The 22,402-nt window shown below is 72.5% G+C and carries 20 protein-coding genes and 1 pseudogene; 12 read left to right on the top strand and 9 right to left on the bottom strand.

The annotated features are described in order from the left end of the window. Window positions 1–360: hypothetical protein (locus HTZ82_RS32950; protein WP_309235685.1), on the top strand; the 360-nt coding region annotated here is incomplete at its 5' end. Between the two features lie 28 nt (window positions 361–388). Here HTZ82_RS32950 and HTZ82_RS25800 read toward each other — a convergent pair. Further along, the gene (locus tag HTZ82_RS25800) at window positions 389–1,543 is read right to left on the bottom strand and encodes a cystathionine gamma-synthase (RefSeq protein WP_175411809.1); all 1,155 of its coding nucleotides are present in this window, start codon (window positions 1,541–1,543) and stop codon (window positions 389–391) included. Window positions 1,544–1,604: 61 nt separating this feature from the next. Between HTZ82_RS25800 and HTZ82_RS25805 the strand changes: the two genes are divergently transcribed. The 6 genes from HTZ82_RS25805 (at window position 1,605) to HTZ82_RS25830 (ending at window position 8,050) form a co-directional block, all read left to right on the top strand. Continuing rightward, complete coding sequence (locus tag HTZ82_RS25805) at window positions 1,605–2,711, top strand: hypothetical protein (RefSeq protein ID WP_175411810.1); 1,107 nt, start codon at window positions 1,605–1,607, stop codon at window positions 2,709–2,711. Window positions 2,712–2,853: 142 nt separating this feature from the next. Beyond that, on the top strand, window positions 2,854–4,452 hold the full coding sequence (locus tag HTZ82_RS25810) for a M48 family metalloprotease (protein WP_175411811.1): 1,599 nt from the start codon (window positions 2,854–2,856) through the stop codon (window positions 4,450–4,452). 7 nt (window positions 4,453–4,459) lie between these two features. Then, window positions 4,460–5,587, top strand: coding sequence for a hypothetical protein (locus tag HTZ82_RS25815; RefSeq protein ID WP_175411812.1), 1,128 nt, complete (start codon window positions 4,460–4,462; stop codon window positions 5,585–5,587). After that, the gene (locus tag HTZ82_RS25820; protein WP_309235687.1) at window positions 5,584–6,669 is read left to right on the top strand and encodes a hypothetical protein; all 1,086 of its coding nucleotides are present in this window, start codon (window positions 5,584–5,586) and stop codon (window positions 6,667–6,669) included. The genes HTZ82_RS25815 and HTZ82_RS25820 overlap by 4 nt, the downstream gene beginning before the upstream one ends. A gap of 59 nt (window positions 6,670–6,728) precedes the next feature. Continuing rightward, entirely contained in the window at window positions 6,729–7,394 is a 666-nt protein-coding gene (msrA, locus tag HTZ82_RS25825) for a peptide-methionine (S)-S-oxide reductase MsrA (protein WP_175411813.1), read from the top strand. Between the two features lie 125 nt (window positions 7,395–7,519). Then, window positions 7,520–8,050 carry a hypothetical protein gene (locus HTZ82_RS25830; RefSeq protein WP_175411814.1) on the top strand — a complete coding sequence of 177 codons (531 nt, stop codon included), beginning with the start codon at window positions 7,520–7,522 and terminating at the stop codon, window positions 8,048–8,050. 95 nt (window positions 8,051–8,145) lie between these two features. On the opposite strand, the gene HTZ82_RS25835 is transcribed toward HTZ82_RS25830, so the two are convergent. Beyond that, complete coding sequence (locus HTZ82_RS25835; RefSeq protein ID WP_217624580.1) at window positions 8,146–9,189, bottom strand: NAD(P)-dependent alcohol dehydrogenase; 1,044 nt, start codon at window positions 9,187–9,189, stop codon at window positions 8,146–8,148. A 128-nt stretch (window positions 9,190–9,317) separates the two neighbouring features. Here HTZ82_RS25835 and HTZ82_RS25840 point away from each other — a divergent pair, with 128 nt between their 5' ends. Beyond that, entirely contained in the window at window positions 9,318–10,202 is an 885-nt protein-coding gene (locus HTZ82_RS25840) for a helix-turn-helix transcriptional regulator (protein WP_175411815.1), read from the top strand. Between the two features lie 102 nt (window positions 10,203–10,304). Here HTZ82_RS25840 and HTZ82_RS25845 read toward each other — a convergent pair whose 3' ends face one another. Together HTZ82_RS25845 and HTZ82_RS25850 are read right to left on the bottom strand one after the other, a co-directional pair. Next, window positions 10,305–11,582 carry an Ig-like domain-containing protein gene (locus tag HTZ82_RS25845; RefSeq protein WP_175411816.1) on the bottom strand — a complete coding sequence of 426 codons (1,278 nt, stop codon included), beginning with the start codon at window positions 11,580–11,582 and terminating at the stop codon, window positions 10,305–10,307. Between the two features lie 184 nt (window positions 11,583–11,766). Then, the gene (locus HTZ82_RS25850) at window positions 11,767–12,126 is read right to left on the bottom strand and encodes a hypothetical protein (RefSeq protein ID WP_175411817.1); all 360 of its coding nucleotides are present in this window, start codon (window positions 12,124–12,126) and stop codon (window positions 11,767–11,769) included. Between the two features lie 106 nt (window positions 12,127–12,232). On the opposite strand from HTZ82_RS25850, the gene HTZ82_RS25855 reads away from it, so the two are divergent. After that, window positions 12,233–12,541, top strand: a complete 309-nt coding sequence (locus HTZ82_RS25855) for a hypothetical protein (RefSeq protein ID WP_175411818.1) — start codon at window positions 12,233–12,235, stop codon at window positions 12,539–12,541. Window positions 12,542–12,601: 60 nt separating this feature from the next. Here the strand turns inward: HTZ82_RS25855 and hutH are convergent, their stop codons facing one another. From hutH to HTZ82_RS25880, 5 genes and pseudogenes are all read right to left on the bottom strand, one after another. Further along, the gene (hutH, locus tag HTZ82_RS25860) at window positions 12,602–14,143 is read right to left on the bottom strand and encodes a histidine ammonia-lyase (RefSeq protein WP_175411828.1); all 1,542 of its coding nucleotides are present in this window, start codon (window positions 14,141–14,143) and stop codon (window positions 12,602–12,604) included. A 181-nt stretch (window positions 14,144–14,324) separates the two neighbouring features. Then, a pseudogene (locus HTZ82_RS25865) lies at window positions 14,325–15,455 on the bottom strand (diguanylate cyclase domain-containing protein); the annotation flags it as partial. 141 nt (window positions 15,456–15,596) lie between these two features. Next, window positions 15,597–16,400, bottom strand: a complete 804-nt coding sequence (locus HTZ82_RS25870) for an enoyl-CoA hydratase/isomerase family protein (protein ID WP_175411820.1) — start codon at window positions 16,398–16,400, stop codon at window positions 15,597–15,599. 39 nt (window positions 16,401–16,439) lie between these two features. Next, window positions 16,440–17,582 (bottom strand): adenylate/guanylate cyclase domain-containing protein, encoded by a 1,143-nt coding sequence (locus HTZ82_RS25875; protein ID WP_175411821.1) that lies wholly within the window; start codon window positions 17,580–17,582, stop codon window positions 16,440–16,442. A gap of 146 nt (window positions 17,583–17,728) precedes the next feature. Next, window positions 17,729–18,583, bottom strand: a complete 855-nt coding sequence (locus HTZ82_RS25880; protein WP_175411822.1) for a biotin--[acetyl-CoA-carboxylase] ligase — start codon at window positions 18,581–18,583, stop codon at window positions 17,729–17,731. 119 nt (window positions 18,584–18,702) lie between these two features. On the opposite strand from HTZ82_RS25880, the gene HTZ82_RS25885 reads away from it, so the two are divergent. The 3 genes from HTZ82_RS25885 to HTZ82_RS25895 all read left to right on the top strand — a co-directional run. After that, on the top strand, window positions 18,703–20,292 hold the full coding sequence (locus HTZ82_RS25885; protein WP_175411823.1) for an acyl-CoA carboxylase subunit beta: 1,590 nt from the start codon (window positions 18,703–18,705) through the stop codon (window positions 20,290–20,292). A 9-nt stretch (window positions 20,293–20,301) separates the two neighbouring features. Beyond that, window positions 20,302–20,511, top strand: coding sequence for an acyl-CoA carboxylase epsilon subunit (locus HTZ82_RS25890; protein WP_175411824.1), 210 nt, complete (start codon window positions 20,302–20,304; stop codon window positions 20,509–20,511). Window positions 20,512–20,653: 142 nt separating this feature from the next. Then, on the top strand, window positions 20,654–22,402 hold a 1,749-nt coding region (locus tag HTZ82_RS25895), incomplete at its 3' end, for an autotransporter (protein WP_375540862.1).

The raw sequence follows: 22,402 nt of genomic DNA on the forward strand, positions 1-22,402 counted from the left end.
GACGGCAGGGCCGGTACGGGAGGCGGGGCCGGTGCGGGCAGCGGGGCCGGTGCGGGCGGCAGGGCCGGTACGGGAGGCGGGGCCGGTGCGGGCAGCGGGGTCGGTGCGGGGGGCCGGGACCGGAAGGACGCGGAGGTCCGGCGGCTGCTGAGCCGCGGGCCGCGCCCGCAGGTGCCGCCCGATCTGCTGGCGCGTGCCGTGACCCTGGGCGACCGGGCGCTGCGGCGGGAACGGGTGCGGCGGGTGCTGCTGTGGCTGCTGCTGGCCGCGGCGGCCGTGGCGTTCGGGATCTGGGCGTACTCGGTGGAGCCGTGGGCGGCGCCGCCCATCAGGACGACGCCGCCGCTGGAAGGCTGGTGAGCCTCCCGGCCACCCAGCCACCCAGCCGTCAGCCCAGGGCCTGGCGCAGGTCCGCGAGCAGGTCGTCGACGTTCTCGATGCCGACCGACAGGCGCACCAGGTCGGCCGGGACCTCCAGGGGCGAACCGGCCGCGCTGGCGTGCGTCATCCGGCCCGGGTGCTCGATGAGCGACTCGACGCCGCCGAGCGACTCGCCCAGTGTGAACAGCCGCGCCCGGTTGCAGACCTCGACGGCCGCCTCCTCGCCGCCCGTGACGCGGAACGACACCATGCCGCCGAAGTTCCGCATCTGCTTGGCGGCGATCTCGTGGCCCGGGTGGTCCGGCAGGCCCGGGTAGTAGACCTGGGCGACCTTCGGGTGCTGCGTGAGCATCTCGGCCACGCGGGACGCGTTCTCGCTGTGCCGGTCCATCCGTACGGCGAGCGTCTTGATGCCGCGCAGCACGATCCACGAGTCGAACGGCCCCGCCACCGCGCCCATCGCGTTCTGGTGGTAGGCGAGTTCCTCACCGAGCTCCTGGTCGGCGGTGACGAGCGCGCCCCCGACGACGTCCGAGTGACCGCCCATGTACTTGGTGAGCGAGTGCACGACGATGTCCGCGCCCAGCGCCAGCGGCTGCTGGAGGTAGGAGGACGCGAAGGTGTTGTCGACGACGAGCTTGGCGCCCGCCGTCCTGGCCACGTCCGCGACGGCCGCGATGTCGGTGATCCCGAGGAGCGGGTTCGACGGCGTCTCGACCCAGATGACCTTCGTACGGTCGGTGACCGCGGCCCGCACGGCCGCCGGGTCGGAGGTGTCGGCGACCGACCACTCGACGCCCCAGCGCGAGACGACCTTCGCGAACAGCCGGAACGTGCCGCCGTACGCGTCGTCCGGGATGACGACGTGGTCGCCGGGCACCAGCAGCGCGCGCAGCAGGCAGTCCTCGGCGGCGAGCCCGGACGCGAAGGCGAGGCCGCGGCGGCCGCCCTCCAGCGCCGCCAGGTTCTCCTCAAGCGCCGTACGCGTCGGGTTGGCGCTGCGGCTGTACTCGTAGCCGCCGCGCAGCCCGCCCACACCGTCCTGCTTGTAGGTGGACACCTGGTAGATGGGCGGGACGACCGCGCCGGTCAGCGGGTCGGCGGTGTTGCCCGCGTGGATGGCGCGGGTCTCGAAGTTCTGGTGGGTGTGCTCGTCGGTCATGGGGCGAGCGTAGTCCGGGCGGGCCGCTGATCGCCCGGGATCATCCGGGACAATGGGCGGTATGGAGATTCTCTGGTTCCTGTTCGCCGTCGGCCTGCTCGGCGCCGTCGTCGCGCCGTGGCTGCTGCGCCGCCGCGGCGGCGGCATCCGTCTGACCTCGCCCGGGGCGCCGGACGCCGCCGATCCGCTGGCGTACGGGTTCGTACGGCAGGAACTGCTGGACGTCCGGCTGCCGGGCCCCGACCAGGACCTGGTGGACGTCCTGGACGTCGTGCAGCGCACGCAGGACTGGCGGGCGGCGGCGCAGCTCCTGGCCGGGACGCCCAAGGAGGGCGAGGTGCGCTGGCAGCGGGTGCAGGCGTTCGCGGGCGCCGCGTCGCTGGAGCTCCAGCAGCAGCCCGGTGTCGGGGGAGCGTGGCTGCGGGCGTGGCGGGCGGAGGCGCCGAAGGACGCGGGGGGCGCGGCCGTGCACGCGGAGTTCCTGGTGCAGCAGGCGTGGCGGTCGGCGGCCGTCGGGACCGACGAGTTCCGGATCATCCTGGAGGAGGCCCGGAAGGTGTGCGGCGAGGCCGCGCTGCTGGCGCCGGGCGACCCCGTCCCGTACATCGTCGAGCTGGCCGTGGCGCGTGGTCTCGGCTTCTCGCACGAGGAGTTCGACCAGGTGTGGGCGAAGGTCATCGACCGGGACCCGCAGCACATGGGCGCGCACATCGCGGCGCTGCACTACTGGTGCGAGAAGTGGCACGGCTCGCGCGCGGACGCGGACCGGTTCGCGACGGCCGCCGCGGCCCGGGCGCCGCGCGGGTCGCTGCTCGCGGCGCTGCCGCTGTTCGCGGTGTGGGAGCACATGGACGATCTGACGCTGGTCCAGGACTTCTACGGGACGCAGGTGGTGTCGACGGCGATGGAGGGCGCGCTGTACGCGGTGAACTCCGCGCGCCCGGACGATCCGATGCTCGCCCATGTGCGGCACCTGCTGCTGCACTTCCTGGTGGGCGCGCGGCGGTGGGCCGAGGCGATGGAGCAGGTCGTGCGCGTGGACGGGCACGTCGGGGCGCTGCCGTGGACGATGAGCGAGGACCCGGCGGCGGAGTACGCGGTGTACCGGGCGCTGGCCGTGGCCGGGTACGAGGCGAACGGCGGCAGCCCGGCGACGCTGTCGCACTGAGAGACCCCCGAGAGAGACCCTGAGAGGCCCGTACCGGAAGTAGAACACGCTTGCGAGGCGGCGCGCCGGTAGGTGATACTCCGCTTCCCCCCACGCCGCTTTGCCATGTCCATTTTCTCTTCCCGTGGGGGGACTCTGCCCGATGGGCGCTTCCCTGCGCGCTCTGCGCGCTCTCGTTCTGCTCGCCGGCTTCTATCTGGTCGGTCTCTTCCTGCTCGCCGTCCTCGCCGGGATCGACTGGGCGGCCGCGCTCTGGGCGCCCAGCAGCCTCGCGGTCAAGCTGTACGTCGTGAGCGTGCTGCTCGCCGTCCCGGTCGTGCGGGGCATGTTCATGCTCCGGACGCCCAAGGACGACGGCGCCCACGGCGTCCTCGTCACGGACGCGCAGGAGCCGCGCCTGTGGCAGGCCGTGCGGGAGCTGGCCGAACAGGTCGGCACGCGGGCGCCCGACGAGATCCGGCTGACCGCCGACATGAACGCCGCCGTCAGCGAGGACGCCCGGTTCATGGGCCTCCTCGGCGGTACCCGGCGCCTCTACCTGGGCCTCCCGCTGATGACGGGCCTGACCGAGGCGCAGCTCCGCGCCGTGCTCGCCCACGAGATGGGCCACTACGGCAACTCCGACACACGGCTGTCCGCGATCACCGTCCGGGGCCGTGTCCAGGTCGCCCGTACCATCGCGCACTTCGAGGAGCGGGCCGGCGGCAAGGTCGCCAAGGAGCGCGCCAGGCAGGAGAAGAAGAACGAGAAGAAGCTGGCCAAGGGCAAGAAGGCCAACGAGGTCGACACCACGGGCGTGGGCCTCACGTACCGCGCGATGGCGAAGGTCTACAAGGCGTACGGCCACTTCTACCTGCGCGCCACGCTCGCCGGGTCCCGCCGCCAGGAGCTGGCCGCCGACCTCGCCGCCGCCCGGATCGCGGGCCGTGACGCGACGGCGTCGGCGCTGCGCGAGATCCCGGTCCTGGACGCCGCGCACGGCTTCTACATGAGCTCGTACGCCACGCTGGGCGTCGGCGCCGGCCTGCTGCCCCCGCCGGGCGAGGTGTTCGGCGGCGTCCGGCACCTGCTGGCCGCGCGGGCCGGCGAGCTGGCGGAGATGCGCCGCGACCTTCCGGCCGAGCCCACGTCCCCGTACGACTCGCACCCGCCGATCGCGGAGCGCGTCGCCCGCCTGGAGGCGCTCCCGGACGACGGGCGGCGCTCGGAGCCGACGGGCCCGGCGCTGGGCCTGCTGGCCGACGCGCACGCGGCGCTGGTCGCCGTCGAGCAGGCCACGCTGACGCCGGAGGCCCTGGGGCTGCGCCGCGTGGACTGGCCCGAGCTGGTGCACGCGTCGATGACGGCGTACTTCATGGAGGAGGCCGAGCCGCTGCGGCGGGCCACCGCCGACGTCACGAACGGCGACGGCTCGCTGGACGCGCTGCTCAACGCCCTCGACCTGGGCGCCGGCTGGGAGATCGCGGATCGGCTGCCCAAGTCCGACGAGGCCCGCGCCGCGAAGGGCCGCGCGGCCCGCGAGTTCGCCCGCCCGGCGCTGCGCCGGGGCCTGTCGCGCCTCGCCGCGGGCGAGCTGATCGACCGGGGCGTGGCCCGCTGGGAGCTGTCCTGGTCCGAGGCGGCCGCGCTGCGCTTCCCCGACGGGTACGGCGAGGAACTGTCCGCCGCGCTGGACGCGGCCGTCGACGACCGCCCCGACACCGAGCCGCTGCGCAAGCTGCTGGCGAACACCCACCGCTGAGGTTCTGTTGAAAATCGTTCTCTGGGTCGTCCTGACCCCCATCGCCCTGCTCGTCCTGGCCTTCGTCGTCATGTTCCTCAAGGCGATCGTGCAGGGCTGGATGGCGGGCTGGCGCTCCGACCCCGACGCCGAGGAAGCCGAGCGGAAGGCCGCGGAGCGGGTCGCCGCGCTGGGCCTCCTGCCGCCGGAGCGGCAGCACACCGAGCTGGCCGCGCCGCAGCCGAAGGCGCTCACCGTGGCCATCGCCGCCGCGCGGGCGGGCGACTGGGAGCCGGCCGCGAAACTGCTGGACGAGACGGCGACGGCGCGTGACTGGGAGCGCCGTACCGCGTACTGCGAGAAGCTCGCGGAGGTGGGCGCCGAGGACGACGCGTGGCTGCTGGCCTGGGAGGCGGCGCACCCCGACAGCGCGGGCGCCGCACTGGTACGGGCCCGCAGCTCGGTCTTCCTCGCGTGGAAGATCCGCGGGGCGAAGCGCGCCCAGCACACGACCGGCGAGCAGTTCGAGGGCTTCCACCGCACCCTGACCCGCACCCGCGGCGAGCACGCACGGGCGGCGGAGCTGGCGCCCGCGGACGACCCGTCGCCCTACGTCGGCGAGATCTGGACGGCGATCGGCCTCGGCTGTCCGCACGAGGAGATGCACCGCATCTGGAAGGACATCACCAGCCGGGCCCCGCACCACTACGAGGCGCACTTCTCGGCGCTCCAGTACTGGTGCGGGAAGTGGCGCGGCTCGGAGGAGCTGGCGACGGCCTTCGCGGTGAAGGCGGCGGCGGAGGCGCCTCCCGGCACGCTCATGAAGATCTTCCCCCTGATCGCGCACTTCGAGCACGACGAGTCGGACACGACGGACGTGGACCGTACGCCGGAGATGTACGCGGCGGTCGACGCGGCCCTCGCCGACGCGGCCGCCGCCGACCCGGACCACCCGCGCCTGCCGGAGGTCCGGCACCTGCTGGGCTACTTCCTGAACCTCCAGGGGCGCTGGGAGGCGTCGGCGGAGCAGTTCCGCCTGGTGGACGGCTATGTGGGCGCGCTGCCGTGGCGGTACCGGGGCGACCCGGCGGGCGAGTTCTGCCGCGTACGCGACGAGAGCGCGGTCAACGCGGCAGCGGAGCAAGAGGGCTCGTGAGCGTGGAGACCGCACGCGTCATCGTCGTCTCGCTGGCGGTCGGGGTGGCCTGGGTGGTGTACCGCCGCGTCATGGGCGCGTCGTCCTCGCGCGGCGGGGCCAGGACGGCCCGCCGGGCGGAGGCGCTGGGCCTGCTGCCGGCGTCGCGGCAGAACACCCTGCTGCCGGGCCCGGCCCCGGAGCTGGAGCGGGCGCTGGCCGCCGCGGCGCGGGGCGACTGGGAGCCGGCGGCCGGGCTGATGGTCGCCACGCGGGAGCGCCGGGACTGGCAGCGCCGCTACCGGTACGCGGGGGCCCTGGGCGGGCTCGCCGCCGAGGGCGACGGCGCGTGGCTGGACGCCTGGGAGGCCGCGGCGGGCCCGGACGACCCGGACGTGGCGGTGGTGCGGATCGACTTCACGATCTCCCTGGCGTGGCGGCTGCGCGGTTCGGCCTGGGCGAAGGACACCACGAGCGAGCAGTTCGGGGGCTTCTTCCGCGTCCTGCCCCAGGCGGTGAAGCACATCGAGCGGGCCGCCGAACTGAACCCGGACGACCCGACTCCGTACGCCAAGGGGGCGACGGTCGCCCTGGGCCTGAACTACTCCCACGACGACATGCACCGCATCTGGCAGGAGATCACCAGCCGCGATCCGCACCACTACGGGGCGCACACCGCCGCCCTGCTGTACTGGTGCGCGAAGTGGCACGGCTCGGAGGAGCTGGCGACGTCCTTCGCGCAGCGGGCGGCGGCGTCGGCGCCCCCGGGGACCCTGCTGCGGATGCTGCCGCTGATCTCCTGGTGGGAGCACCACGAAGGCTCGGGGAAGAAGGCCGACCACCGGTCCCCGCAGCTCGCCGCGCAGGTCGACGCGGCGCTCGCGGACGTCGCGGCGGCCCCGCCGGACCACCCGGACCTGCCGAGGGTCCGGCACCTGCTGGCGTACATCCTGGTCCGGCAGGGCCGGTTCGAGGCGGCACTGGAGCAGTTCCGGCTGGTGGACGGTCATGTGGGCGCCGTCCCGTGGAGCCTCTACGAGGACCCGGCGGCGGTGTACTGCCGCTGGCGCGACAAGGCGGTGCGCGGCGCGCGCCGGCGCTGAGGAATCCGCGCTCCGCCCCGGTCGTTGACGGGAGTGAAGCCACGCAGAGGGAGACCCGTATGTTCCTGCACCGCCGCACCCCCGAGATGCCCACACCCGAGCAGGCGCTGAAGGGCCGCGCGACCCCTGAGTTCGAGGTCCCGTCGCGCCACACGGTCCTGGGCAACCCCCTCCTGGGCCCGTACCCGTCCGGCCTGGAGGTGGCGGACTTCGCCCTGGGCTGCTTCTGGGGCGCGGAGCGGAAGTTCTGGCAGACGGAGGGCGTGTGGACCACCCTGGTCGGCTACCAGGGCGGCTTCACGCGGAACCCCGCGTACGAGGAGGTCTGCACGGGCCTGACGGGCCACACGGAGGTGGTCCGCGTGGTCCACGACCCGCGGAAGGTCGCGTACGAGACGCTCCTCAAGGTCTTCTGGGAGTCCCACGACCCCACCCAGGGCTACCGCCAGGGCAACGACGTGGGCACCCAGTACCGCTCGGCGATCTTCACCCACTCCCCCGCCCAGGCAGCGGCGGCGGAAGCCTCCCGCGCGGCCTACCAGGAGGTCCTGACGGCTTCCGGCTACGGCCGGATCACCACCGAACTCCTCCCGGCGGCCGACCGCCCCTTCTACCCGGCGGAGCCGTACCACCAGCAGTACCTCGACAAGAACCCGGCAGGCTACTGCGGCATCGGCGGTACGGGCGTGAGCTGCCCGGTCGGCGTGGCGAGGACCGACGGCTGACGGGTCCTCACGTCAAGCTCAATTCATGCTCAACTTCGTGGCGTGTTCCCCTCGTCGCTGGCATCTTTGACGGCGACCGGTCAAGCCCCGACCATGGCTGACCAAGTAACGAGGGGAACTCGCGCATGAGACGCGCTTTCAGCGTTGCGCTCACGACCGCCGTCCTGAGCGGTGGCATCGTCTTCAGCACGGCCGCGCCCGCTGCGGCCGGGTGCATCGACACCGGCACGTACTACTCCATCATCAACAAGAAGACGACGTGGAAGCCCACCAACGTCCACAGCGACTGGGCCAAGCCGGGCGTCACCATCAGCTACGCGAAGAACAAGACCGGCACCTGGACGGCCACGGGCACCGCCACCGTGGGCGCCGACGCCGGCGTCATCTTCGCCAAGGCGTCCACGTCGTTCAGCGTCGCGGTCGGCAAGAGCTGGGCCCAGTCCGACACCTGGACGTACTCGGCCACCGTGCAGAAGAAGAAGGGCAAGACCCGCGGCCGACTGATGATGTATCACGAGGCGAAGAGCTTCACGGCGCACAAGTACCGCGTGGTCACCGGCGCCGGCGGCGGCTGCAAGACCAAGACGATCTACAAGGCGAACATCACCGCTCCGGTGAAGAAGAACAGCAACCTCTGGGGCATTCAGTACAAGTGATCCCCTCACGCTGATCACGGAGACCGGCCCCCGAGCGCAAGCCGCCCGGGGGCCGGTCCCTGTTCGCGGTCCGTGTTCGCGGCGCCGTCGGGCCGTCAGATCGTCGCCGTGTCGATCACGAAGCGGTAGCGGACGTCGCTCGCCAGCACCCGCTCGTACGCCTCGTTGATCTGGTCCGCGCGGATCAGCTCGATGTCCGCGCCGAGGCCGTGCGCCGCGCAGAAGTCCAGCATCTCCTGGGTCTCCGCGATGCCGCCGATCATCGAGCCCGCGAGCGTCTTGCGGCCGCCGATCAGCGAGAACAGGTTCAGCGAGACCGGCTCCTCCGGGGCGCCGACGTTCACCAGCGCGCCGTCCGTCTTCAGCAGGGACAGATACGCGCCGAAGTCCAGCGGGGCCGAGACCGTCGAGACGATCAGGTCGAAGGTGCCGGCCAGCTTCTCGAAGGTCGCCGGGTCGCTCGTCGCGTGGAAGTGGTCGGCGCCCAGCTTGCGGCCGTCGGCCTCCTTGCGCAGCGACTGGCTGAGCACCGTCACCTCGGCGCCCAGCGCGTGGGCGATCTTCACGCCCATGTGGCCGAGGCCGCCCATGCCGACGATCGCGACCTTCTTGCCCGGGCCCGCCTTCCAGTGCGCGAGCGGGGAGTAGAGGGTGATGCCCGCGCAGAGCAGCGGGGCCGCCACGTCCAGCGGCAGGGCGTCCGGGATGCGGAGCGCGTACTTCTCGTCGACGACGAGGTGCGTGGAGTAGCCGCCGTACGTGGGTTCGCCGTTCCTGTCGCGGTCGTTGTACGTGCCGGTCATGCCGCGCGTACAGAACTGCTCCAGGCCCTGCTCGCAGTACGCGCACTCCCGGCACGAGTCGACGAAGCAGCCGACGCCGACCCGGTCGCCCACCCGGTACTTCGTGACGGAGGCGCCCACCTCGGCCACCACGCCGGCGATCTCGTGGCCCGGCACCATCGGGAAGATGCCCTCGCCCCAGCCGTCACGCGCCTGGTGGATGTCGGAGTGGCAGATGCCCGCGTACTTGATCTCGATGAGGATGTCGTGTGCACCCACCGCGCGGCGCGGCACGGTCGTGCGCTCCAGAGGGGCCTTGGCGGCGGGGGCCGCGTATGCGGGAACGTTCATGGTCATGGTGGAGATCCTGCCGGGGACCTGCGGCTTCACCCAGCCCTCTGTTCTGCGTACGTCCGCCGGTCCTACCACTGGCGGGGTCAGGGACAGCGGGAACACGGTGCGTACGACCCGGGATACTGGACCGTATGGACCAGCGTGCCGAACTCAGCGAGTTCCTCCGCTCCCGCCGCGCCCGGCTGAAGCCCGAGGACGTGGGGCTGCCCGACGTCGGCCGCCACCGGCGCGTCCCGGGGCTGCGGCGCGAGGAGCTGGCCCTGCTGGCGGGCGTGTCCGTCGCGTACTACACGCGCCTGGAGCAGGGCAACGGCCAGAACGTCTCCACCGAGGTGCTGGACGCCATCGCCCGCGCCCTGCGGCTCAGCGACGCCGAGCGCGACCATCTGCTGCACCTGGCGAAGCCCTCGTACAAGAAGCGGAAGCGGTCCGGCGGCTTCCGGCAGCAGACGGTACGGCCCGCGGTGCGGCACCTGCTCGACGCGATGGACGGGGTGCCGGCGCTCGTCGTGGGCCAGCGCCTCGACATCCTCGCCTGGAACCGGCTGGCGCAGGCCCTGTTCGGCGACTTCGCGGCGCTGGAGCCCGAGGAGCGGAACATGGCGCGGCACGTGTTCCTCTCGCCCGCCGCCCGGGACCTGTACGTCGACTGGGAGGCCAAGGCCACCGAGGTCGTGAGCGTGCTGCGGATGTACGCGGGCTGCTCGGCGGACGACCCGCGGCTGGCGGCGCTCGTCGGGGACCTGTCGGTGCGGAGCCCCGAGTTCCGGTCGCTGTGGGCGGCGCACACGGTGCAGGAGAAGGGCCACGGCGTGAAGCTGCTGCGGCACCCGCTGGTCGGTGAGCTGACCCTGTCGTACGAGACGCTGAAGCTGGCCGACGACCACGACCAGAGCCTCGTCACGTACGCGGCCGAACCGGACTCCCCGGCGGCCGAGGCGCTGCGCCTCCTCGCGAACTGGGGCGTGGACGCGGCCGCCGCGCACGGGACGTCCGCCTCGTCGCGGGACTCCTGAGCCACGGGCTGCCGGCGCGCATGGCCGTCGTGCGGTCCGTACGGCGAAGGCGGCGGTGCCCCTGGGGTGCACCGCCGCCTTCGCGCTTCCGTACGGCTCGTTCTACAGCGCCGAGCCGGCCTTCCAGGCGGCCCAGTCCATGTTCCAGCCGTTGAGGCCGTTGTCCGGCTTGATGGTCTTGTCCTTGGAGTTCTTGACGATGACCACGTCGCCGATCAGCGAGTTGTCGTAGAACCACGCCGCCGCCTGGTTCGGGTCGCCCGCGCCCTTCACGTCGTTCAGGCCCACGCAGCCGTGGCTGGTGTTGACGTTGCCGAAGACGGAGTCGTCGCCCCAGTAGTTGCCGTGGATGAACGTGCCCGACGTGGACAGCCGCATGGCGTGCGGCACGTCCTTGATGTCGTACTCGCCCTTGCCGTCGTCGTCCGTGAAGCCGACCGTCGCACCGTTCATCCGGGTCTCCTTGAACTTCTCGGAGATCACCATCTGACCGTTGTAGGTCGGGGTCTCGGGGGAGCCGGCGGAGATCGGGATGGTCTTGATCGTCTTGCCGTTGCGCTGGACCGTCATGGTCTTGGTCTTGACGTCGACGGTCGAGACCTGGTTGCGGCCGATCTTGAAGGTGACGGTCTTCTGCTGGACGCCGAAGACACCGTCGGATCCCTCGACCCCGTCGAGCTCCAGCTTCAGCGTGACCGTGGAGCCCTCGGCCCAGTACTGGTCGGGGCGGAAGTCGATGCGCTGCGAGTTGAACCAGTGGCCGACGACCTCCTGGCCGCTGGACGACGACACCTCGATGCCGGCCTGGACGGCCTTCTTGTGGGTGATCGGCTTGTTGAAGTTGATCGACACCGGCATGCCGACGCCGACCGTGGAACCGTCCTCCGGCGTGAAGTTCCCGATGAAGCTGTTGGCCTTGGAGACGGTCGTGAAGGACGCGTTCTCGTGCGCCTGACGGCCGTCGGCGTCCTGCGCGGTCGCCGCGATCTTGTACGTGGTGGCGCGCTCCAGCTGGACCGACGGCTTCCAGCTCTTCTTGTCGGCGGCCATCTCGCCCTTGACGGCGGTGCCGTCGGGGGCGGTCATGGTGACCTCGGTGAGGGTGCCGTCGCTGACGGTGACCTTGGCGTCGTTGTTGATGCTCGCGTTGATGGCGCCGTTCTTCGGCGTGATCTCTATTCGGGCCTTCGACGTCTTCTGCGCCGCCGCCTCGTCGACCTGCGCCTGGGAGGTGTCCGGACTCCGGCCGGCGCCGTTGGCGCCGTCGGCCGTGGCGTCGCCGTCGTTGCAGGCGGTGAGCACGAGCACACCGCCGAGCAGTGCGGACGCGGCCACGAGGCCTCTGCGCCGCTTGCTGTCCGTCATCACACGCTTCTCCATCGTCGCGGCTTTCCTGCCAACTCTCCCCACAACCCCCATGACACCCGCTCGGGTTCCTTTCCGGGGTGCCGTGTGGGGAACACCACTGATCGACGCAACGGTACGGGCCCTGGTTCCCGTGTGAGGACGTGACCCCGGACACCCGCCCGACCCCAGGGGCCGGCGCGCGGTCCGGGGCCGGGGACTACCGCTCGCCGTACTCGCCGTCCTCCTCGTCCTCGCCGTACTCGCCGTCCTCGCCGTCGTCCAGGTCCCAGGCCTCGACGTCCGGGTCGTACGCCGACTGCTCGCTGCTCCAGGACGCCTGGACCAGCTCGACGCCCGGCACCTCGCCGAGCAGCTGGAACGGCTCCACGAGGTACGCGAGAGCTTCCGCTTCGTCGTCGCGGACGGCGGCGCGGGCGTGCGTACGCTCCTCGTCGGGCATGAACTCGTCGTCCGCGATCCGTTGCAGAGCGGCATCGGTCAGCTCGCCCCGGTCGGTCACCTCCAGCACCAGGTCCACCCGAAGTCGTACATACCGTGAGGTCTCAGTAGGGCTCATATGACGGAGCGTAAGCCGCCCCCGTTCACGACTTTCCTGCGACCCGCTGTGTTCACTAGCATCGGCGCATCCGTCAATTCTCGGTTCCGCAAGGGGATCTGAACCTGTGTCCGCTGCGTCCGCCGCCGCTCGCCGGCCTCTGCTGACCGCCACCGCCGCCGGGACGCTCCTCGGCGCACTGTGGTTCGTCCCCTCGGCGAACGCCACCACCGAATCGCGGCCCGACGAACAGCGGCCCGCCGGGCAGCCGGCCCAGGCGCAGCCGCGGGACGGCGGCAGCCGGGAGGAGCTGCGGCTCGCGGACACGGGAAGCCACGACACGACCCCGTACGTGATCGGCGGTACGGCCTTCCTGACCGTGGGCGCGGGTCTTGTGGCGTTCGCGGTACGGCGAGGGGCGCACGCCGCGCTCTGACAGCGACGGCGCACGCCCCTGGTCGCTAGGGCCTGTCAGACAGGCCCTAGGGGCGGCGGCTCAGGCCAGCGGTCCTGTGACCCGCTCGACCGCCTCGACCAGCTTCCCTTCCCGTACGAAGGCGTCGGCCGCGTCCAGGTCGGGCGCGAGGAAGCGATCCGGCCCAGGGCCCTGGACTCCGGCGGCGCGCAGGGCGTCGATGGCGGCCTGCGACGCGGGCGCCGGCGTGAGCGTGTCGCGCAGCTCGACGGCGCGGGTCGCGGCGTACAGCTCGACGGCGATGACGCGGTTGAGGTTGCCGACGGCGGTGCGCAGCTTGCGGGCGGCGGACCAGCCCATGGACACATGGTCCTCCTGCATCGCGGAGGACGGGATGGAGTCGGCGGACGCGGGAACGGCGAGCCGCTTCAGCTCGCTGACCAGCGCGGCCTGCGTGTACTGGGCGATCATCAGGCCCGAGTCGACGCCCGCGTCGTCCGCGAGGAACGCCGGGAGGCCGTGCGAGCGGTTCTTGTCGAGGAGCCGGTCGGTGCGGCGCTCAGCGATGGAGCCGAGGTCGGCGGCGGCGATGGCGAGGAAGTCCAGGACGTACGCGACGGGGGCGCCGTGGAAGTTGCCGTTCGACTCGACGCGCCCGTCGGGCAGCACGACGGGGTTGTCGACGGCGGCGGCCAGCTCGCGCTCCGCGACCAGGCGGGCGTGCGCGAGCGTGTCACGCCCGGCGCCGGCGACCTGCGGGGCGCAGCGCACCGAGTAGGCGTCCTGGACGCGCGGGGCCTCGTCGGCCTGGAAGTGGCCGACCAGGCCCGAGCCCTTGAGGACGGCCAGCATGTTCGCGGCGGCCGCGGCCTGGCCGGGGTGCGGGCGGATGGCGTGCAGCTCGGGGCGGAGGACCTTGTCGGTGCCGAGCAGCGCTTCGAGGGTGAGCGCGGCGGTGATGTCGGCGGACTTGTAGAGGGTCTCCAGGTCCGCGAGGGCCATGACGAGCATGCCGAGCATGCCGTCGGTGCCGTTGAGGAGGGCGAGGCCCTCCTTCTCGCGCAGCTCGACGGGTGTGATGCCGTACGCGGCGAGCAGTTCGCCGGCCGGGCGGACGGTGCCGTCGGGGCCCTCGGCGTCGCCCTCGCCCATGAGCGTGAGCGCGCAGTGCGAGAGCGGTGCGAGGTCGCCGGAGCAGCCGAGCGAGCCGTACTCGTGGACGACCGGCGTGATGCCGGCGTTGAGGATGTCGGCCATGGTCCGCGCGACGTGCGGGCGGACGCCGGTGTGGCCGGAGGCGACGGTCTTGAGACGCAGGAACATCAGGGCGCGGACCACTTCGCGCTCGACGCGCGGGCCCATGCCGGCGGCGTGCGAGCGGACGATGTTGCGCTGGAGCTGGGCGCGCATCTCCTGGCCGATGTGCCGCGTGGCGAGCGCCCCGAACCCGGTCGACACGCCGTACACCGGCTCGGGCTTGGCGGCGAGGGCGTCCACGATCTCCCGGGCGCGGGCGAGCACGTCGAGCGCCTCCTGGGAGAGCTCGACACGGGCGTTGCCGCGGGCGACGGCGATGACGTCGGCGGCGGTGGTACCGGACGTCCCCACCACGACAGTGTGCATATCCATATTCAGCACCCTACGGACTGAATCCCAACCTGTCACTACCCCTTCGCAGGCCCGCCCCTTACCGACCGGTCACCCCGTGCGACGGGCCCTCCGGCCGCTCCATCTCCGGCCGTCCCGCCGATGGCCGCTGCCCCTCCGGCCGCGCCGCCCCCGGCCGCTCCCCCGGCAGGTCGATGCGCGCGTCACGGAAGCGCCGACGATCCCGCGCGCCCGTCGGCGGGGCGTCGGCCAGGCGGATCACCGCCCCGTCCCGCCCGGCCACCACCGGCTTCGCCGACCGCGCCGCCTTCGCCCGGTACTGCGCGGCGTCCGCGAGGCGGAACAGCCGCCGCGCCGACCGCACGGGACCGATCGGGTCGCCCGTCGACGCGACACCGCACGCCACGCCGTCGCCGAACTCCAGTTCCCCGGCCCGTACGCAGAGCTCGTGCGCCACCGCGACCACCTCGTCCGCCTCCGGGCCCACCGACACCAGGCAGAACTCGTCGCCGCCCAGCCGCGCCGCCAGCGCCCCCGGCAGCCGCGCCCCGCAGTAGGACAGCAGCGACCCGAACCGCTCCAGGAGCCGGTCGCCCGCGGCGTGGCCGTGCGTGTCGTTGACCGCCTTCAGCCCGTTCAGGTCGCACACCACGAGGCTGACCACCGACCCGTCCGCCAGGAACCGCTCGACCGCCTCGTCCAGGCGTGTGTCCACGGCCCGGCGGTTGGCCAGGCCGGTCAGCGGATCGGTGAAGGCCAGCTTCCGCACCTCCTCCAGCCGCTCCGTCTGCGCGATCCCCGCGGCGACGACCGACGCGAGCACGGTCGCGAAGTCCGCGTCGTACCGGTCGAAGACGGGCGCACCGGCCGGCCGGGCCACGTACAGCTCGCCCCACGCCCGCCCGTGCAGCACGATCGGCGCGACCACGCAGCAGCCCCGCCCGCGCCGCCGCAGCGCCGCCACCCTCTGGTGGCAGTAGCCGTGCTCGTCCTCGCCCGGGCCGTGCTCGGCCGTCTCCACCCAGGCGTTGGGCTCCCCGCCGCCCGCCCACCGCTCGTGCAGGAACTCGGTGATCTCCGAGAACTGGTAGACGGGATACGTCTCGGAGTCCGGGAACTCCTCCTCGTCCGGGTCCCGCCGGCCCGCGTTCACCAGGACCTTCAGCCGGCCCAGGTCCCGCTGCCACGTCGAGAGCGCCGCGAACGTACCCCCGAGCGCCTCGCACGCGCCCAGCGCGGCGGCCTTCCAGCACTCCCGCGGAGTGTGCGCCGCCGCCATCGCCTGCGCCAGCGCCACCACGGCCCGCAGCCGGACATCCTCACCCATTCCTCAAGCTTAGGGAGGTTTCCGTATTTTTTACCCGGTGGCCCTCATCAGTTACTCCAGGTGACGCCATACCCAGGCCCCACCCGGCCGTATGACGGACCCCGAACCCCGGCGCCCGAACCCCGGCGCCCGTGCCCCCGGCTACTCCCCGGGCCACTCCGGCGACCGCTTCTCGTTGAAGGCGGCGACACCCTCGCGCCGGTCACCGGAGAAGGCGACCGTCCGCCACGCCGCGTCCTCGACGTCCAGGCCCGCCCGCAGATCGAGCCCGTGCCCCAGCCGCATCGCGCGCTTCGCGGCCCGCAGCCCGACCGGCGAATTGGCCGCGATCCGCCCGGCCAGCTCCAGCGCGGCGCCCCGGGCGTCGTCCTCCACCAGCTCGTCCACCAGGCCGAGCCCGGCCGCCTCGGCCGCGCGCACCCGGCGCGCCGTGAACACCAGCTCGGCGGCGCGCGCCGCACCGACCCGGCGGGGCAGCAGCTGCGTACCGCCACCGCCCGGGATGACGCCGACCGACACCTCGGGCAGTCCGACGACCGCCGTCGCGTCGGCGACGATCAGGTCGCAGGAGAGCGCCAGCTCGAAGCCGCCGCCCAGCGCGAAGCCGTGCACGGCGGCGATGCTCGGCATCGGCAGCTCCAGCACGCCCGTGTAGCAGGCGCGGGCGGTCGGCCGCTGCCGCCGCAGCTCGTCGTCCGTGAAGGAGTTGCGCTCCTTCAGGTCGGCGCCCACGCAGAACGCCCGGTCGTTGGACGAGGTCAGCACGGTGACGCGTACGGAGGGGTCGGCGGCGAGCGCGTCGCAGGCGGCCGCGATGGACCGGGCCATCTCGGAGGAGACGGCGTTCATCGCCTTGGGCCGGTCGAGCACCAGCTCGGCGACATGGCCGTCATGACGGCGTACGGCGACGAACTCCCCGAAGCGCGACTCAGACGATTCCGACACGGTTTCCGGCACGGTACGGACCCTCCTGGTTAACGAGCGTTACCCGGGGATCCTAGGCTCCCGCCGCGACAGCAGCCAAGGCTCGATCACGCCGAGGCCACGCACCGGCCGCTGCCACATGGGCTGGAGAGCGAAGCGGTACGAAGGCGGAGTGCCCCCCTCCTTCTCCGCACGCGCGGCCTCCTCCGCCGCCTGCGCCTCCGACACCGGCGCCTCACCCGTCCGGGACAGCTCCTCGGCGAAGGCCCCGTCGACGAGGACGGCGTCCTTGGGCGCTATCGACGTGAGCCTGCTGGCCAGGTTGACGGTCGTGCCGAACACGTCGCCCATGCGGGTGGTGACCGTGCCGAAGGCGATGCCCACGCGCAGGGCCGGCATCGTCTCGTCGTTCTTCAGGGTCTCGATCAGCCGCAGCGAGATCTCGGCGGCGGTCCCGGCGTCGTCGGCGGCGAACAGCACCTCGTCACCGAGCGTCTTGATCAGCCGGCCGCCGTGCGCGGCGACGAGGTCGGCGCAGGTCGTCTCGAACGCCTCGACCAGCTCGCCGAGCTCCTCCTCCTCCAGGCGCCGCGTGAGCCGCGTGAAGCCGACGAGGTCGGCGAAGCCCACGGCGAGCCGCCGGTCCACCATCTCCTCGTCGTCCCCGGCCTGCACGACCCGGCCCGTCGCCGCGGCGAGCTGGCGCCGCCACACGTACACCAGGAACTCCTGGAGCTCCGGCAGCAGCAGCTCCACCAGCGGGTACGTGACCTCGGTGCGCGTCATGCCGGGCTCGGGCGGCTCGGTCAGGCCCTCCAGGAACGAGTCGATCTGCCATTCCGCGAGCCGCGCCGTGGTCTGCCCCGTCGACCGGGCGACCTGCACCGCCATCGGCTCGCTCAGCAGCCCCGCCTCGACCAGACCGGCCAGCCGGCGCAGCGCCAGCACGTCGGCCTCCGTCAGCGCCTTGGCCTGCCCGATGTCGGCGAAGCCCATGGCCCGCCAGAAGCGGGACGCGAGGTCCATGGAGACACCGGCGGTGCGGGCCGCCTGAAAGGGGGTGTAGCGCCGTTCGGCGCCGAGGATGAGCTGTTCGAGCCGGATGGCCAGGGGGTCGTCGGTCGGCTCGACCGTGTGGTCGACGACATGATGGGGGGTGGGGTATTCATCGGACCCGCCCGCGTTCGCGTCGTCGACGGTCACCGGCCGCCTCCTGCCCGTTCCGTGCGCACTGCCCTGCCGTTCTGCCGCTGCGCCACCTCGCCGATTCCTTCAGCGAATCCCGTCAGCGAATCGCCTCAACGATACGGCAGGTGTGCCCTGGCTCACGTCCCCGCGCGCTCGCGCGTTCAGTCCGCCGGACGCAGATGGACGATGTCGCCCGCCCCGACCGCCTCACGGCTCCCGTCCGCGGTGGTGACGACCAGGCGGCCGTCGCCGTCGACGGCGACCGCCTCACCGGTCAGGGTGCGCTCGCCGGGCAGCTCGGCCCGTACGGTGCGGCCGAGCGTGGCGCAGCCGGCGGCGTACGCGGCCTGGACCCCGGAGGCGGCGGGGTCGCCGGAGGCCGCGGTCCACTTCCCGTACCACTCCTCCAGGGAACGCAGGACCGCCCGCAGCAGCGGGTCGCGGTCGGTGGAGACGGCTCCGGCGAGGGCGAGCGACCCGGCCGTCGGCACGGGCAGCTCGTCGGCGCGCAGACTGACGTTGAGGCCGAGGCCGACGACGATCCCGTGGTCGCCGGCCCGCTCGGCGAGGATTCCGCCGGTCTTGCGCTCCTCGCCGCCGACCGTGACGAGGAGGTCGTTGGGCCACTTCAGGGCCATGTCGACGCCGGCCGCCCGGGCCAGCGCGGTGGCGACGGCGACACCGGCCAGCAGCGGAAGCCAGGCGAGCCGCGCCGCGGGTACGTCAGGCTTGAGGAGTACGGAGACGAAAAGCCCGGACCGGGCGGGCGCCGACCAGGTGCGGTCGAGCCGCCCGCGCCCGGCGGTCTGCTCCTCGGCGACGAGGACGGCGCCCTCGGGCAGCTCGGCGGCCCGGGCGGCGAGATCGGAGTTGGTGGAGCCGGTGGCGGCGACGACGTCGAAGGAGGTCCACAGCGACCCGGGGCGCAACAGGCCCCGGCGCAGCGCCTGCGCGTCGAGCGGGGGCCGCTCCAGATCACTCCAGCGGCTGGTTCCTGGACCAAGTGAGGGCGTCATGCAACCCAGCGTAGGTGTGGCAAACACCGCACTGCCGAACCCCACCCCCGCCGATACGCTACGGGCCAGTAGCCAACGAACCCGTGACCACACGTGACCAGGCAGGGAGCCGCATCCCGATGTCCGAGCGTCAAGAGATCGACATTCACACGACCGCGGGGAAGCTCGCGGATCTGCAGCGCCGAATCGAGGAGGCGACGCACGCGGGTTCCGAGCGTGCCGTCGAGAAGCAGCATGCGAAAGGCAAGCTGACGGCGCGCGAGCGCATCGCCCTGCTCCTTGACGAGGACTCCTTCGTGGAGCTGGACGAGTTCGCGCGGCACCGCTCGACGAACTTCGGCCTGGAGAAGAACCGCCCGTACGGCGACGGCGTCGTGACCGGCTACGGCACTGTCGACGGCCGCCCGGTGGCGGTGTTCTCGCAGGACTTCACGGTCTTCGGCGGCGCGCTCGGCGAGACGTTCGGCCAGAAGATCATCAAGGTGATGGACTTCGCGCTGAAGACCGGCTGCCCGGTCATCGGCATCAACGACTCCGGCGGCGCGCGCATCCAGGAGGGCGTCAGCGCCCTCGGCATGTACGGCGAGATCTTCCGCCGCAACACGCACGCGTCGGGTGTGATCCCGCAGATCAGCCTGGTGGTCGGCCCGTGCGCGGGCGGCGCGGTGTACTCGCCGGCGATCACCGACTTCACGGTGATGGTCGACCAGACATCGCACATGTTCATCACGGGCCCGGACGTCATCAAGACGGTGACGGGCGAGGACGTGGGCTTCGAGGAGCTGGGCGGCGCGCGCACGCACAACACGACGTCGGGCGTGGCGCACCACATGGCGGGCGACGAGAAGGACGCCATCGACTACGTGAAGTCCCTCCTGTCCTACCTGCCCTCCAACAACCTGTCGGAGCCGCCCGCCTTCCCGGAGGAGGCGGACGTGACGCCGACGGACGAGGACCGTGAGCTGGACACCCTGGTCCCCGACTCGGCGAACCAGCCGTACGACATCCGTACGGTCGTCGAGCACGTCCTGGACGACGGCGAGTTCCTGGAGACGCAGGCCCTGTTCGCACCGAACATCGTCACCGGCTTCGGCCGCGTCGAGGGCTACCCGGTGGGTGTGGTGGCGAACCAGCCGATGCAGTTCGCGGGCTGCCTCGACATCAACGCGAGCGAGAAGGCGGCCCGCTTCGTCCGCACGTGCGACGCCTTCAACATCCCGGTGCTCACGTTCGTCGACGTCCCCGGCTTCCTGCCGGGCGTGGACCAGGAGTACGGCGGCATCATCCGGCGCGGCGCGAAGCTGATCTACGCGTACGCGGAGGCCACGGTCCCGCTGATCACCGTGATCACCCGCAAGGCGTTCGGCGGCGCGTACGACGTCATGGGCTCCAAGCACCTGGGCGCCGACCTCAACCTGGCGTGGCCGACGGCCCAGATCGCCGTGATGGGCGCCCAGGGCGCGGTCAACATCCTGCACCGCCGCACGATCGCGGCGGCCCCGGAGGAGGAGCAGGACGAGCTGCGCGCGAAGCTGATCCAGGAGTACGAGGACACGCTGCTCAACCCGTACACGGCGGCCGAGCGCGGCTACATCGACGGTGTCGTCATGCCGTCCGAGACGCGCGCGCAGATCGTGAAGGGCCTGCGTCAGCTGCGTACGAAGCGGGAAAACCTGCCCCCGAAGAAGCACGGCAACATCCCCCTGTAAGGAGCCTCGATGATCAAGGTCGTACGGGGCAACCCGACCCCCGAGGAGCTGGCCGCCGCACTGGCGGTGGTCCGTGCGCGCGCCGCGGCGACGGCGGCAGCCGGTGCCGCGGGCGCGCCCGCCGTCCCGGAAGCTTGGTCCGCCCCCTCCCGCATCGCCCGCGCCCCGCACCCGTCACCGGGCCCGAGGTCCTGGGCCCGCACGTACTGGCCGGCGTAGCCCGGCCCGTCTCCGCCCGCCTTCCCCGGGGCCCCGGCCGCCCGGCCGGGCCGCGGGAGGGCGGGCGCGGGTTTCTGTTATGCCGGGCGGGCCGGGCCGCCTCCTGATCGACCCATGACGTCGAACAGAACAGGAACGTGTCGTGAGGCGACGTTCGCACCCGGTGCCCTCACTCGTGGCCCTCGCCCTGCTGGCCTCCACCGCCGCGCCCCTTGCGGGCGCGGGCAGCGCCCACGCCGCGAGCGGCGACATCACCGCCGACATCCGCGCCGGACGGGACGTCACCCTCTCGGGCGACGCCGTGGTGCGGCTGCCGCCCGGGAAGACGACGTACGGCGGGCGGATCAGCGGCGAGGGCACCCTGCGCGTCACCGGCACCGGCACGCTCGTCCTGACCCGGGACAGCGACTTCACGCTGCCGAAGGCCAGGCAGCGGCAGGTCGTCAGGACGCAGGGCGGCAACCACCCGTACACCACCGTCACGCACCCGGACCCGCCCGCCGTCACCGTCGACCGCGGCGCGACGCTCCAGTACGGGACGGGCGGCGGCACGGGGCTGATCGGCCACTTCCCGTACAAGACGCCCGGCTACCGGCTCAACCAGCTCAACATCAAGGTCGACGGCACCCTGCGGCTGTCGCTGAGTAGCACGTACAACCTCGGCACGATCAGCGGCTCGGGGCTCATCACGCAGCCGCGGTTCCTGTGGGGCATGTGGGACCTGTCGGGCAGTCACCCGTTCTCGGGCGTGATCGACAACGGTACGCAGCTCCACGCGGGCAAGCCCGAGTACCCGGTGGCGCTGCCGAACGCCCGCGCGATCCTCAATCAGGGCACCTGGACTGTCGACACCCCGCTGAACCGGACCGTCACACTGCGCCAGAACTTCTACCAGCGGGAGTACGGCAGCGACATCAACGTCCAGTCCCGCCCCGGCAGCAAGGTGGTGCTCACCGGCCAGTACAGCTACTCCGACCAGGGCGGGGACACCCACCCGTCCCTGAGCGACCCGTCCATCAACTGGCGCAGGATCCCCCACAGCAAGAACAAGCGCGGCACCAACATCAAGGGCGCGAACGTCCAGTGGGGCGACGGCACCACCGCCAAGATCTTCATGCCCGGCACCGCCGACACCGTCTACATCAACCTGCTGGCGGCCAGGAGCCGTTCCCGGCTCACCTTCGACTACAACGGCCCGGTGACGCTGGGCGCGCCCATCGGCGGCGGTGTCTTCCACGACACGCTCTCCAAGCCGGGCGCCGGTGACATCGTCATCAAGGGCACCCGGGGCAACGACGTCACCTTCGCCGCCCAGCAGCACTACGACGGCTCGACGACGATCGAGAAGGGCGCGCGGCTGCGGCTCGGCAGCGGCAGGCCGGGGGGCGACGGCGGGCTCTACACCGAGGGCGGCCACTACGCGGTCGTCAACCACGGCGACCTGACCGTGCGCAACGCGGGGAAGGGCACCTCGCTGTCGAAGATCAGCGGCACCGGGTCGCTCACCCAGTCCGGCCGGGCCACGACGACCCTGACCGGAGCCGTCACCTACACCGGCCCGACCACCGTCACGCGGGGGACGCTGGCGCTGACCGGCGGCACCCTCAAGCACAGCAGCGGCGTCGCGCTGACGGCGCCGGGCGCCGCCCTGGACCTGCGCGGCGCGGCCGACCCGGCGCTGAAGCGGCTCACGGCCGTCAAGGGCGCGAAGGTGCTGCTGCGGGGCGAGGGCGGCGTGCTGAGCGTCGGCGGCGAGCGGAAGCCGGTCGGCGGCCTGGCCGAGGGCGGGAAGGTCGCGGTGGGCGGCGTGGAGTTCACGGTGTCGTCGCGGTCGGGCGGGACGGTCACGCTGACGAGCACGGGCACCTCCGGGACGCCGGAGACCAGCTCC

Origin of the sequence: Streptomyces sp. TRM64462 (assembly GCF_013362995.1) — a bacterium.
Classification (GTDB): domain Bacteria; phylum Actinomycetota; class Actinomycetes; order Streptomycetales; family Streptomycetaceae; genus Streptomyces.